Origin of the sequence: Mycobacterium kyogaense, assembly GCF_036946525.1 — a bacterium.
GTDB classification, from domain to species: domain Bacteria; phylum Actinomycetota; class Actinomycetes; order Mycobacteriales; family Mycobacteriaceae; genus Mycobacterium; species Mycobacterium kyogaense_A.
This window is the reverse complement of sequence record NZ_JAQIIY010000004.1, coordinates 29,989-42,271: the sequence shown is the minus strand read 5'-3', so window position 1 is coordinate 42,271 and position 12,283 is coordinate 29,989. Positions and strand designations below refer to the sequence as shown.

Here is a 12,283-nt window from a genome sequence, read left to right as displayed (position 1 = left end):
CCGGGAATGCTATTCCGCGGGGGATCAGTCGGCCGGGCGCAGGTGCGTGATGTCGCCCGCCGACACCGTGACGGGCGAGCCGTCGCGATCGATGATCAAGCGGCCACCGTCGTCGACATCGATTGCCACACCGATGATTTCGTCGTCACCGGGCAGCAGGGCGCGCACCCGGGTGCCGATCGTCGAGCTGATCCCGCGATAGTCGGCCGCCAAAGCGACGTCGCCGGCGCGCCACTGCTCGATGCGGCCGCTGAGTGTGCGCAGCAGCGTAGCCGCGAGCTCGGTGCGGTCGACGTCGGCACCGAGCATCGCCATCGACACGGCATTGGGGTCGGGCACATCACTCGCGTCGAAGCCCACGTTGAGCCCGACGCCCACGACGACGACGGGGGCCGCCACCTCGGCGAGGATGCCGGCCAGTTTCCCGCTGCCGGCCAGAACGTCGTTGGGCCACTTCACTGTTGCGTCCACGCCATGCGATCGCACCGACGCCGCGACGGCGAGGCCAGTCAGCAGCGGCAGCCAGCCCCAGCTCTCCGGTGCGACGCCCGTGGTGTCGACACCGACGGAGACCGCGATCTGCGTGCGCGGGGGAGCCGACCACCGACGCCCGTGCCGGCCGCGCCCGGCCGACTGATGCTCGGCCAGCAGCACCGCCCCGGCGATGTCCTCACCGGCAGCAGCCCGGGCGACAAGATCGGCGTTCGTCGACCCGGTGTCCTCGACGACGTCGACGCGGCGCCACCCCGTCCCGTCGAGCGCGGAGACCAGGGCCTCCCGGTTCAGAGCGACGCGTTGAGGTGACGGCATTGGTCGAGGCTATCGGCCCCCCGTCACGACTCGACGGCTAGTCGCTTCGACCCCGGCCGCGCTGCCCCGGGGTGCCAGGGTCGCCCGGTGTCCCGGACGCCCCGGTCTCACCGCCGTCCCCGGACTCGCCGCGCTGCCGCCCGAATCCGCTTGCGCCTCCTTCGCCGCCCTTGCCGCCGGTGCCGACAGCACCGGCGTCGCCGCCCTGTCCTTCAAGGCCCGGCTCGCCCGCACGGCCATCGCTCAACGCGTCGGCGCCGTCACCTCCGTTGCCGCCATTACCGCCGCGGGCCCCGTCACTGCCGTCGCCGCCGTCACCTCCCGCGCCGCCCGTGCCGCCGCGGCCACCGAAGGCGCCTCCGCGTCCACCAGCACCTCCGGCGCCGCCGTTCGTGCCGTCCGTGCCGCTCGCGCCCTTGCCGCCGTTTCCGCCTCGGCCGCCGTCACCGCCCCGGCCCTGGAAGCCCTCGCCATTGGCGGGGAACTCTTGAGTCGCCAGCGCGAATCCGCCATTGCCGCCGTTGCCGCCATCGGCGCCCGTTCCGCCATTGCCGCCGTTGCCGCCGCTGCCTCCGATGGCTTCCTCACCGCCGACGGAGCCGAAGCTGTACGCATCGCCACCGGTTCCACCGTCACCGCCCCGGCCGCCTGATGCTCCGTCGCCACCGCGGCCGCCATTGCCACCTGTGGCGACGCCTCCGGGAGGCGTCAGCGTCAGAACGCCATTCACATAGCCGATGCCGCTGAGCGCCGTCTGCCCCTTGCCGCCGCTGCCGCCACCCTGGCCCTCCTCGGTCGCATCGTCGCCGACGCCGCCGCCGAGACCGGTTTGATTGCCGCTGCCGAGAAGATCGCCGTACGAGGTCCCCGAATCGGCCTGGCTGCCGCCCGACGTCGGGTTGACGCCGTCGATGCCGTCCTCGCCGTCGGCGCCGTCGCCACCGTCACCGCCCGCGCCGAAGAAGAAGCCGCCACGTCCGCCAGCTCCTCCGTCCTGACCGGGCACCGCACCGTCACCGCCGCGTCCGCCAGAACCGAAGAAATAAGCGTCGCCGCCCTTTCCGCCATTCGCGCCGTCGCCGCCACTGCCGAAGATCAGGCCGCCGTTTCCACCGCTGCATTCCGCGCCGACGCAGTCCGCCGGTGCATTGAGCCCGGGCCCGAACAACCCGAGGATCGGCCCCTTATAAGTCCGCACGGCAGCCGGTCCAGCGTCCACTGACGTGTCGCTGCCGCAGGGAAGTCGCCAGTCCGCACAGGAGGCCGGGCTGTTCTGGTCAGCTGCCTGAGGTGTTGCCAGGGCAATAGCTGCCGAGCCCCCCATCAGCAGACCGCCGGCCACCACAGCGGCTCCGCTGATCTGTACGCATGTCCGTGCTGAAACTCGATTCCCCCGGTACATCCCGCCCCCCTGATTGTGTTGTGCCCGCGAGCGCCGTCCGTCGGCTGCTCACAGGCGTTCCCCCGGGGCGCGACCCCCGGCCCCGCCCGGAGTATGGCAGCCGACACAGCCCGGTTCGGACGCTTTGCGCCAACTGCTTTGCTGATCGTGAATGCCGGAACATGCCCCGGAAATACGAAAAACGACCCGTGAATCACGGGTCGCTTCGCTCTGCGTACCGAACTATTTCGCTGTGGCGTCCGAATGCTCGATGGCCTCGACCTGCTGGGCTGCCCACGCGTGGTCTGTGGTGGCGCGGTTGAGGTGCCCGAAGCCGATTACGAACGTGACCATCGCGGCGAGGCCCCACAGGTTCCCGAACGCCCATTCCCAGGTGGTCGCGGTGGGCGCCGACTCGAGCCAGTAGGCGGCTATTGCCACCAGCGCGTACCCGCAGAAGACGAAGAAGCGGCCGTCAGCGCTGGCCAACCAGCCGGCGTGCCGGCGATTGCGGAGATGCCACAGCGTGAGCGCCACGAGGACTGTCAGTGCGGTGATGGTCGTGTCCATCGGCGCCGTCCTTTGCCAGATCTGCCGCTGTCGGTCGTTGATCAGTGTGCTCGATCAACCTGTGAACAGCATGTGGTTACGGGAACATTAAGGTCACAGTAACGATTCTGTCAATTATGTCGGGCTGAACACCGCGTTCGGCGACAGTGGCATCCGACTTCGCCAGAACGGCTGGTTCGTGACGCGAAATATGCAGCTGCGTTAGCCGCGCGTGATCTTCTCCGTCGCGCGCCGACGATCCAGCGCAGAGGCATCCGGGTGCGCGACGTAGACCAGAGATGCGCCCACCGCATACGGCGCCACCAGATGAGCAACCACATCCTCGGCCGTGTCCCAGGGTGCCGAGGACAGCACTCGATCGTCGGCGCCCAGGCCCTGCGCATCCGCAGCGGCGCGGGCCGCGGCGAGAACGTCGTCACCTGAGCGGCCGTCCAACGCCGGCCCAGGATTGCGCTCGGCGACGATCTGGTCGCCGTGCACCCGCACAGCCGTCGCGTAATCCGCCACTCCCACAGGCAGATTCGCCGCAGGCCGACCGAACGGATCCAGCGACAGCACCGCGACCTCGCCGCCGCCGACCGCGGCGTCCGCCTCATCGAGCCGGCCCTCGGCACACAACGCGACGTCGGCGTCACCGCCGCCGACGACCGCCTCGGCGCCGATCCACCAGATCCCGAGCAGCACCGCCGCCGTCTGCCAGTGAGCGGGCAGCAACACCGCCACGCGGCCTCCCGGACCGGCCCCCATCTCGTCGCGCAGCAGGTTGGCGGTCTTGGCCGCCCAATTCGCCAACGTCACCGTCGAACATTCGATGCGCTCGCCGGTCGCGTCGTCGTAATACGTGATGCGCGGCCCCGCGGGATTGCGGGCCAGCAGCGGATCGAGAATCGCCGAAGAAAGGTTGATCGCCATCAGTTGACGCACTGCGGGTCATTGGACCCCGCCGTGATGATCGGCGACGCCACCGGCAGCGCCTCGCCACCGCCCGACGCCGTGTCCACCGGGGCCGACAGCGTCACATCCGTGCCGTCCAGACCCGAGCCAGGGCCCGTGTAGTCAGCCGACAGAACCACCCGCACCGCACCCTGCGGCACCGACGCGTCCTCGACGATCGGCAGTCCGCCCAGCTCCTTGGCCACTTCCTGGGCGCCCTTGTCGTCGCTCGAGGCCGCCTGCACCTGGCTGTTGGTGACCTTGGTGCCCTCGTTGTTGCCGACGTTGCCCGCGGTGAAGCCCTTGCCCGTCAACACCTGCGACACCGCCGCCGCAAGGCCGTTGACATCGCTGTCGTTGATCACGTCGACCGCGGTCTGGTTGGTGCTGTAGGCGAGCTCGTCGGTCTTGCCCTCCTCCTGGTCGTGCAGGAGGCTGCTCACCCAGTCCTTGACCTCGGGAGGGTTGACCCGGACGACCGACTGCATGCCGTCGTCACTCCAGCCGGCCTCCTCGACGATCGGAATCGTGGCGAACGCGATGTTGCCGCCCGAGAGCTTGCTCAGCTGATCGGCGAAATCCATGATGCTCCAGCCGTCGGACAGCACGACCGAGCGCTGCACCGCGTCTTCGAGCCGATTCAGCGTGGCGGGGCTCGACAGCGTCTTGCTCGAGATCACCTCGTGCACCAGTGACGCCATGAACGCCTGCTGACGGGTGACACGGTCCAGATCCCCGCGCGGCAGATCGTGGCGCTGCCGCACGAAACTCAGCGCCTGCGGACCATTCAGCTTCTGCCAGCCGGCCGGGAAGTCGGCACCCGAAAGAGGTTCGTACACAGCGTTTTTGAGGCAGACATTGACCCGCCCAGAGCATCGGTGATCAACGCGAAGCCCAACAGGCCGACCTCGGCGTAGTGATCGACCGTCACGCCGGTGAGGTTGGCGACCGTCTTGATCAGCTCCTCGCGGCCCGCCTCGGTGGCTTCCTTCTCGGCGACCTTCGGATCCTCGCCCTCCTGCTCGACGAGCTGCTTCATCTTCTCCAGATGGACCGAGCCGTAGACGCCGTTGATCTTCATCTTGCCGATCCCCGGAGCCTCGACGTAGGAGTCGCGCGGAATCGAGATCGCCGTCGCCGAGCGCCCGTTGTTCGGGATGCGGATCAAGATGATCGTGTCGGTGTTGGTGGAGACATCGTCGCCCGCGCGCAACGTGGCCAACTCCTCGGCGCTGAGCGGATTGCCGTGCGCATCGGTGCGGCTGTCCATACCGACCAGCAGGATGTCGATCGCGCCGTCGTCGCCGCCCTCGCCGAGCGCGACCGGGTTGACGTGGTTGATGCCCGACTCGAAGGACCGGATCTTGCCCCACGCGACGCCGGTGCCGACGACGATCGCCAACGTCACGATGACGGAGACGACACGGGCCATCCGAGCTGCAGGCATTCGCCCAGGCTACTGGCGCCAGGGCGCGAGGCGGGGAAGCCGTCCTCGGCGTGCCACACTCGCTACCTATGGCTGACCGAATCGTGATCACGGGCGCAGGCGGCATGGTCGGGCGCTTTTTGGCAGGTCAGGCCGCCGCACACGGCCGCGAGGTCCTCGGCTTCACATCGGCCGAGTGGGACATCACCGGTACAGACCCCGGCGAACTCCGCGCCGGCGACGTCGTCGTCAACTGCGCCGCCTTCACCCAGGTCGACCAGGCCGAGGCCGACCCGGACCGCGCGCACGCCGTCAACGCCACCGGCGCCGGCAACGTCGCCGCCGCCTGCGCACGAGCCGGGGCGACGCTCATCCACATCTCGACCGACTACGTTTTTGGAGCCTCGGGCGCACGTAGCCCCTACGACATCGACGACGCCACCGGGCCGCTGTCGGTGTACGGCCGGACCAAGCTCGCCGGTGAGCACGCGGTGCTCGCGGCGCTGCCGACGGCGTACGTCGTACGCACCTCCTGGGTCTACGAAGGTGCCGACGGCACCGACTTCGTCGCCGCGATGCGCCGTACAGCCGGCGGATCGGACACCGTCGACGTCGTCGCCGACCAGATCGGCTCGCCGACTTACGTCGGCGACCTGTGCGCCGCGCTCCTGCAGATCGCCGACGGGGGAGTGGACGGGCCGATCCTGCACGCCGCCAACGCCGGCGAAGCCAGCCGATTCGACCAGGCGCAGGCCGTGTTCTCGGAACTCGGTGCCGATCCGGCGCGGGTTCGTCCCGTCGACAGCGACCGTCACCCGCGACCGGCGCCGCGGCCGTCCTACTCCGCGCTGTCGGCGGCCGGATCCGCGCGGGCGGGCCTCACACCCCTGCGCGGGTGGCGCGAGGCGATCGCCACAGCACTGCGCCCGTTACCCTCGACGCGATGAGATGGATGGACCATAGGTGAGCGACGAGCTGTACGTCGTCACGGTGACGTATTCGCCGGGGCCGCACCTGGATCGGTTCCTCGCGTCGCTGGCCCACGCCACCGAGCGGCCGGTGACCGTGATCATGGCCGACAACGGCTCCGACGACGGCTCTGTCGAGGAGGCCGTGGAGCGCTACCCGAACGCCCGGCTGCTCCGCACCGGGGCCAACGTGGGCTACGGCTCGGCGATCAACCGGGCCGTCACCGAATACGGACTGTGCACGACGACCGACATGTTCGTCGTCGCCAACCCCGACGTGCAATGGGGGCCCGGCAGCATCGACCTGCTGCTCGAAGCCGCCGACCGGTGGCCGCGGGCCGGGTCGTTGGGCCCGCTGATCCGCGACCCCGACGGGTCGGTGTACCCCTCCGCGCGGCACCTGCCGTCGATCATCCGGGGCGGCATGCACGCCGTCGTCGGACCGATCTGGCCGTCGAACCCGTGGACCGCCGTCTACCGCCAGGAGAGAGAGGACCCCAGCGAACGCGCCGTCGGCTGGTTGTCCGGGTCGTGCCTCCTGATGCGCAGCGCCGCCTACGCCCAGATCGCCGGCTTCGACGAGCGCTACTTCATGTACATGGAGGACGTCGACCTCGGTGATCGGCTCGGCCGCGCCGGTTGGCAGAACATCTACGTGCCCTCGGCGGAGGTGCTTCACGCCAAAGGCCACTCGACTGGCCGCGACCCCGCCCGCAACCTCGCCGCCCATCACGCGAGCACTTACACTTTTCTCGCGGATCGTTACCCGAAACGACGGCACGCTCCGCTACGGTGGGCGTTCCGGACGGCACTGGGGGCGCGGTCTCGGCTGGTGGTGCGGAGTTCGATGAAAGCCCGAAGGGGGCAGGGGTGATGGTGAATCCAGCCGAGGTCGATGCGGTCGTCCTTGTCGGCGGAATGGGCACGCGCCTGCGCCCCCTGACGTTGTCGGCGCCCAAGCCGATGCTGCCGACCGCCGGGCTACCTTTCCTCACTCACTTGTTGTCTCGCATCGCCGATGCCGGCATCGAGCACGTGGTCCTCGGAACCTCCTACAAGGCGGGCGTGTTCGAAGCCGAATTCGGTGACGGCTCCAAGCTCGGGCTGCAGATCGACTACGTCGTCGAAGACGAGCCGCGGGGCACCGGCGGCGGAATCGCCAACGTCGCATCCAAACTGCGCCACGACACGGCCGTCGTCTTCAACGGCGACGTGCTGTCCGGATGCGACCTGCGCGCACTGCTGAATTCGCACGCGGAGAACGAGGCCGACGTCACCCTGCACCTGGTGCGCGTCGGCGATCCTCGCGCATTCGGTTGCGTGCCAACCGAATCCGACGGCACCGTGACGGCCTTCCTGGAGAAGACACAGGACCCGCCGACCGACCAGATCAACGCTGGCTGCTACGTGTTCAAGCGGTCGATCATCGAGGAGATCCCGACCGGGCGCGCGCTGTCCGTGGAGCGCGAGGTCTTCCCCGGCCTACTCGCCGACGGCCGAAAGGTCTGCGGCTACGTCGATTCCACCTACTGGCGGGACATGGGAACGCCGGAGGACTTCGTCCGCGGCTCGGCGGATCTGGTGCGTGGCATCGCGCCGTCGCCGGCCCTGGGCGGGCATCGCGGCGAATCGCTGGTGCACGACGGGGCGTCGGTCGCGCCGGGAGCACTGTTGATCGGCGGCACCGTGATCGGTCGCGGGGCCGAGATCGCCGGCGGGGCGCGGTTGGACGGCGCGGTGATCTTCGACGGCGCGAAAGTGGGTGCGGGCGCGGTGATCGAGCGGTCGATCATCGGCTTCGGCGCGCACATCGGGCCGCGGGCGTTGATCCGCGACGGCGTGATCGGCGACGGCGCCGACGTCGGGGCTCGCTGTGAGCTGCTACGCGGTGCGCGGGTGTGGCCGGGGATCACGATTCCCGACGGCGGCATCCGCTTCTCGACGGACATCTAGGTGCTGGGGCGCGAGCCGCGAGAGTGCTCTCACGGTAGAGCTGAGCGTCTCCGAGCTACCGTGAGCGCACTTTCGCGGAAAATGGGCTGTGGATAACCCTTCTCTGAGGCCCCCGTCCTGTCGGATGCCGCGGGAACGCTCGGCACATGCACGCGGTCTTTCTCGGTAGTGAAGCGATTGCAGCGGGGACACTGACTCCTGGAGAACTGCGCTACGGCTATCGGCGCCTGTACCCCAACGTCTATATCGCCCGCGATGCCGAAGCGTCGCTTGCCGACCGCACCGTCGGTGCGTGGCTGTGGTCTCAGCGGCGTGCGGTGATCGCGGGCCGAGCGGCGGCCGCTCTGCATGGCGCCCGCTGGGTCGACGACCATGTCCCGATCGAGCTGATCTACGACTGCAAACGTCCTCCACCAGGGATCATCTCGCGACACGAGCGCGTCACCACTGAGGAAGTGGTTCGGCTCGGAGGCATACCGGTGAGCTCGCTTGCCCGCACAGCGCTCGACCTCGGACGTCATCTACCACTTGCTCGCGCCGTCGAGCATCTCGATGCGATCGCCAACGCCACGAACGTCGCTCCGGCGCAGATACTCGCACTCGCCGACGTGTATCCCGGCGCTCGCGGGGTGAAGAAGCTCCGCACCGCGGTGGGGCATATGGATGGGGGAGCCCAATCGCCGAAGGAGACCTGGCTGCGCATGCTCCTGGTGCGGCGTGGCTTTCCGCGGCCCGCCACACAGATCCCGTTACTGAACAGCCGCGGCAAGCCGTTCGCGTTTCTCGACATGGGGTGGGAGGACGCCAACATCGCGGTCGAATACGACGGTGATCACCACCGCGAGGACCGGAATCAGTACGTCTGGGACGAGCAGCGTCTTCGGCTCATTCGCGCTCGGGAGTGGCTGCACGTCAAGGTGATCAGCGAAGACACCGAGGACGACATCGTCGAAAGGGTCGCGGCGGCATGGCGCATTCGCGAAGGTGCGCTCACGGTCGCTGCGAGTGCGCGGTGACTACCGTGGCTGCACTTTCGCGAGGGCGGCGAGGTGGCGCAGGCCGAAATCGCTTCCGCCCGGCAGGTCGTCCAGCGGCCACCACCGCAGATCGAGTGACTCGTCGCTGATCTCCGCCTGCGCCCCGCGTGGCGCGCGCACCACGAACTGCACGTCGAGGTGCCGCGTCGGCACACCCAGCGAACACGTCACCGGGTGCACGTGGATCGCCGTCGGCAACTCGTCGATGGTCAACCCCGCGATGCCCGACTCCTCGGTGGCCTCCCGCAGCGCCGCCGCGACCAGCGTGGGATCGTCTGGCTCGCAGTGCCCCCCGAGCTGCAACCAGCGGCCGAATCGCGGATGCAGTGTCAGAAGAGCATGCGTCCCTTCGTGATTGAGCACCAGCGCCGACCCCGTGATGTGCCCGGGCACCGACTCCCGCAGGCATGCCTTCGGATTGGCGTCGAGGAAGGCCAGCACGGCATGCCGCATCGACTCCTGCGCCTGATCGGCCGGCTGCCACCGGGTCAGCGTGTCGACGGCCGACTGATGAAGGCTCACCGCTCGACCAGTAGGCCATCGGTGGGCACCGGATCCCGCGGCGCGGCCGGCCCGTCGGCGGCATAGCCGACCGCGATGGCCCCCAACGGCTCCCAATCGCCGGGTAGGTCCAACGAGGCGCGCACCAGATCGGGAGCGAAGATCGTCGACCCGATCCAGCAGCTGCCCACCCCGCGCACCGCGAGCCCCACCAGCAGACCCTGCACCGCCGCACCGACGGCCACCGTGAACATTGTGTGCTCGGCCGCAGTGCGTTTCTCGTCGGGATAGCTGTGCGCGCCATCGGGCACCATGAACGGGATCATCAGTTCCGGCGCGTCGTAGAGGATCTGGCCGCGTGACACGCGGCGCTCCACCGCGGCGGGGTCCCGTCCGTCACCCAGCAGGTCCGCCCGCCACGACTCCTTCATCGCGTCGAGCAGCCGGAGGCGCACCGACATGTCGCGCACCCACACGAAGCGAACCGGCCGGGTGTGGTGCGGCGCCGGCGCGGTGAGCGCCTCCGCGACCGCCGACTGGATCAGCGCCGGCGCCACCGCGTCGTCGCTGAAGCTCCGCACCGACCGTCGCAGCAGCTGCGCCTGTGTGCGCCCCAGCGCGATGGCTTCCTCGGTGCCGAGCCAGAACAGGTCCTCCTCGCCGGCGCGCACCAGGTTGCGTGCCGTCGACCCGTCGTCGCGCAGCGTCAGCCCGCGCACCACCGCCACCGGGACCGCGGTCAGCTTGCCCTTGACCAAGTCGGCGGCGGCGGCGATCTCGTCGGCGACCGCGATCTCGGTGACGATCAACTCGTTGCCGTGCTGATCGTGTTCGCCCGCATAGCCGTGCAGCACCTCCAGGCCCGCGGCGCCGATCGCGACGTCGGTCTGTCCCGTCCGCCACGCCCGACCCATCGTGTCGGTGACGACGACGCCGACGCGGACGCCGAGACGCTCCCGCAACGCCTGAACCAACGCCGCGGCGCTGCCGTCGGGATCGACGGGTAGGAGCGCGAGTTCGTGGGAGTCGACGTTCGACCCGTCCACACCCGCGGCGGCCTGCACCAACCCGAGTGCGTTCTCGGTGATGAGCGTGCGGCCCTTGCGGGCCAGCACCCGCACCGCCTCGCCGTCGATCAACCTGCGGCGCAGCGTGTCTCGTAGCTCGGGATCGGCGGGCGCGTCGACCATGCGGCCTTCGCACTTCGACAGCACCTTGCTGGTGACGACCACCACGTCGTCGTCCCGCAGCCACGGGGCGGCCTCGGCGATCGCGGCCCCGAGGTCGTCGCCGGGCCGGAACTCCGGAAGTCCTGGTACCGGCAGTAGTTCCACCGGAGCCGACGTGCCGTGGTCCCTCACAGCGTGACCCCTGCCAGATCCAGACCGGCGCGCACCATCTCCGCGGTGACCGCCGGCTCACTCATCAGCAGCGGCGCCGATCGCACCGTCACACCGTCGATCACCGCGTCGTCGCCCGTGTGGACCAGCCAGCCGTCCAGGATGCCGGTGCCCGAGCGGGCGCCGTAGAGCGCTCCCACTGCCTCTGAGGTGGTGTCCACGCCGATCACCGACAGGCATGCATCGGCCATGCCGCGCAACGGCTTTCCCGCCACGATGGGGCTGTACCCGATCACCGGCGCCGATGTGGCGCGCAGCGCCGCGCGGATACCGCCCACCCGCAGGATGGAGCCGACGCTGACGACGGGGTTCGACGGTGCGATCAGCACGATGTCGGCCCCTTCGATCGCCTCGGTGACACCCGGTGCGGCAGTGGCCTTGTCGGCGCCGACGAACGCGAAGCTCTCCGTGGGCACCTGGGCCCGGTACCTGACCCACCACTCCTGGAAGTGCACTGCCCTCTTCTCACCGTCGGTGGGATCGGTGATGACGACGTGGGTTTCACTGCGGTCGTCGCTGGCCGGCAGCAGCCGGGCGCCGGGATTCCAGCGCGCGCACAGCGCCTCGGTGACCTGAGACAGGGGATAGCCCGCGCGCAGCATCTGGCTGCGCACCAGATGTGTGGCCAGATCGCGGTCGCCCAGGCCGAACCAGTCGGGCTGCACGCCGTAGGCCGCGAGTTCCTCCTTGGCGTGCCAGGTTTCGTCGCGGTGTCCCCAGCCGCGCTCAGGGTCGATGCCGCCGCCGAGGGTGTACATGCAGGTGTCGAGGTCGGGGCAGATGCGGACCCCGAACATCCACGCATCGTCACCAACATTGACCACAGCAGTCACTTCGTGCTCATCGGTATCGTGAGTACTGAACTGCCCCAACCCCAATAGATGTTGAACACCCAGGAGGAAGCGAGCGCCGCCCACGCCGCCGACCAGAACAGTGACCTTCACACCGACCGAGACTAGGCCCCTACGACCGCGGGCCGCCCCCCGGAGGTGGCCCGGATCGGCAACGTGACAGACACGCCACAACACGACGCGCCGAAATCGAGTCACGGAATGGTATGAATTCCTGTTCCAGCGCTTGACCGAGACAGCTAACGCGTGTGTAATCACAGCAGTGTCATTCGCGGTTCTCCGGCCGGTTCCGGTGTCGCAGACCGAGATTCGATCACTTGTTCGAATTGGGTGGCCACACAGAGCACATAGTGGGGCTGGCTACAACGGATCTACGAGACCTGTGGAGGAGGGGAAAATGGCTTTTGAACAGGCCGATTTCGGCAACTCGGTACATTTCGACAGCAGCTTCCT

At 69.0% G+C, this 12,283-nt stretch carries 11 protein-coding genes and 1 pseudogene; 4 read left to right on the top strand and 8 right to left on the bottom strand.

Annotated elements, in window-relative coordinates; translation table 11 throughout:
* Positions 1-24: 24 nt before the first annotated feature.
* From PGN37_RS01495 to PGN37_RS01475, 5 genes and pseudogenes are all read right to left on the bottom strand, one after another.
* Positions 25-810: a biotin--[acetyl-CoA-carboxylase] ligase gene (locus PGN37_RS01495; RefSeq protein WP_335329252.1), complete on the bottom strand. Its 786-nt coding sequence runs from the start codon at positions 808-810 to the stop codon at positions 25-27.
* 37 nt (positions 811-847) lie between these two features.
* Positions 848-2,008: a hypothetical protein gene (locus PGN37_RS01490; protein WP_335329251.1), complete on the bottom strand. Its 1,161-nt coding sequence runs from the start codon at positions 2,006-2,008 to the stop codon at positions 848-850.
* 426 nt (positions 2,009-2,434) lie between these two features.
* Positions 2,435-2,761 carry a hypothetical protein gene (locus PGN37_RS01485; protein ID WP_335329250.1) on the bottom strand — a complete coding sequence of 109 codons (327 nt, stop codon included), beginning with the start codon at positions 2,759-2,761 and terminating at the stop codon, positions 2,435-2,437.
* A 201-nt stretch (positions 2,762-2,962) separates the two neighbouring features.
* A complete protein-coding gene (locus tag PGN37_RS01480; protein ID WP_335329352.1) occupies positions 2,963-3,673 on the bottom strand; it encodes a TIGR03089 family protein in 711 nt (236 codons plus the stop codon).
* Positions 3,673-5,141, bottom strand: a pseudogene (locus PGN37_RS01475) (LCP family protein). Before PGN37_RS01475 ends, PGN37_RS01480 begins: the two are co-directional and overlap by 1 nt.
* A gap of 68 nt (positions 5,142-5,209) precedes the next feature.
* Between PGN37_RS01475 and rfbD the strand changes: the two are divergent.
* From rfbD to PGN37_RS01455, 4 genes are all read left to right on the top strand, one after another.
* Positions 5,210-6,067 (top strand): dTDP-4-dehydrorhamnose reductase, encoded by an 858-nt coding sequence (gene rfbD, locus PGN37_RS01470; RefSeq protein ID WP_335329249.1) that lies wholly within the window; start codon positions 5,210-5,212, stop codon positions 6,065-6,067.
* A gap of 16 nt (positions 6,068-6,083) precedes the next feature.
* Positions 6,084-6,962 (top strand): glycosyltransferase family 2 protein, encoded by an 879-nt coding sequence (locus tag PGN37_RS01465; protein ID WP_335329248.1) that lies wholly within the window; start codon positions 6,084-6,086, stop codon positions 6,960-6,962.
* A complete protein-coding gene (locus PGN37_RS01460) occupies positions 6,962-8,041 on the top strand; it encodes a sugar phosphate nucleotidyltransferase (protein ID WP_442932822.1) in 1,080 nt (359 codons plus the stop codon). The genes PGN37_RS01465 and PGN37_RS01460 overlap by 1 nt, the downstream gene beginning before the upstream one ends.
* A gap of 146 nt (positions 8,042-8,187) precedes the next feature.
* Positions 8,188-9,057, top strand: a complete 870-nt coding sequence (locus PGN37_RS01455; RefSeq protein WP_335329247.1) for a hypothetical protein — start codon at positions 8,188-8,190, stop codon at positions 9,055-9,057.
* Here the strand turns inward: PGN37_RS01455 and PGN37_RS01450 are convergent, their stop codons facing one another.
* From PGN37_RS01450 to cofD, 3 genes are read right to left on the bottom strand one after another with little or no spacing between them, the layout of a single operon-like run.
* A complete protein-coding gene (locus PGN37_RS01450; RefSeq protein WP_335329246.1) occupies positions 9,058-9,600 on the bottom strand; it encodes an NUDIX hydrolase in 543 nt (180 codons plus the stop codon).
* Positions 9,597-10,940 (bottom strand): coenzyme F420-0:L-glutamate ligase, encoded by a 1,344-nt coding sequence (locus tag PGN37_RS01445; RefSeq protein WP_335329245.1) that lies wholly within the window; start codon positions 10,938-10,940, stop codon positions 9,597-9,599. The genes PGN37_RS01450 and PGN37_RS01445 overlap by 4 nt, the downstream gene beginning before the upstream one ends.
* Entirely contained in the window at positions 10,937-11,923 is a 987-nt protein-coding gene (gene cofD, locus PGN37_RS01440) for a 2-phospho-L-lactate transferase (protein ID WP_335329244.1), read from the bottom strand. Before cofD ends, PGN37_RS01445 begins: the two co-directional genes overlap by 4 nt.
* Positions 11,924-12,283 lie beyond the last annotated feature (360 nt).

Coding starts and splice junctions, on each gene's coding strand:
- PGN37_RS01495 (WP_335329252.1), bottom strand. CDS start 810: ATGCCGTCACCTCAACGCGTCGCTCTGAACCGGGAGGCCCTGGTCTCC.
- PGN37_RS01485 (WP_335329250.1), bottom strand. CDS start 2,761: ATGGACACGACCATCACCGCACTGACAGTCCTCGTGGCGCTCACGCTG.
- PGN37_RS01480 (WP_335329352.1), bottom strand. CDS start 3,673: ATGGCGATCAACCTTTCTTCGGCGATTCTCGATCCGCTGCTGGCCCGC.
- rfbD (WP_335329249.1), top strand. CDS start 5,210: ATGGCTGACCGAATCGTGATCACGGGCGCAGGCGGCATGGTCGGGCGC.
- PGN37_RS01460 (WP_442932822.1), top strand. CDS start 6,962: ATGGTGAATCCAGCCGAGGTCGATGCGGTCGTCCTTGTCGGCGGAATG.
- PGN37_RS01455 (WP_335329247.1), top strand. CDS start 8,188: ATGCACGCGGTCTTTCTCGGTAGTGAAGCGATTGCAGCGGGGACACTG.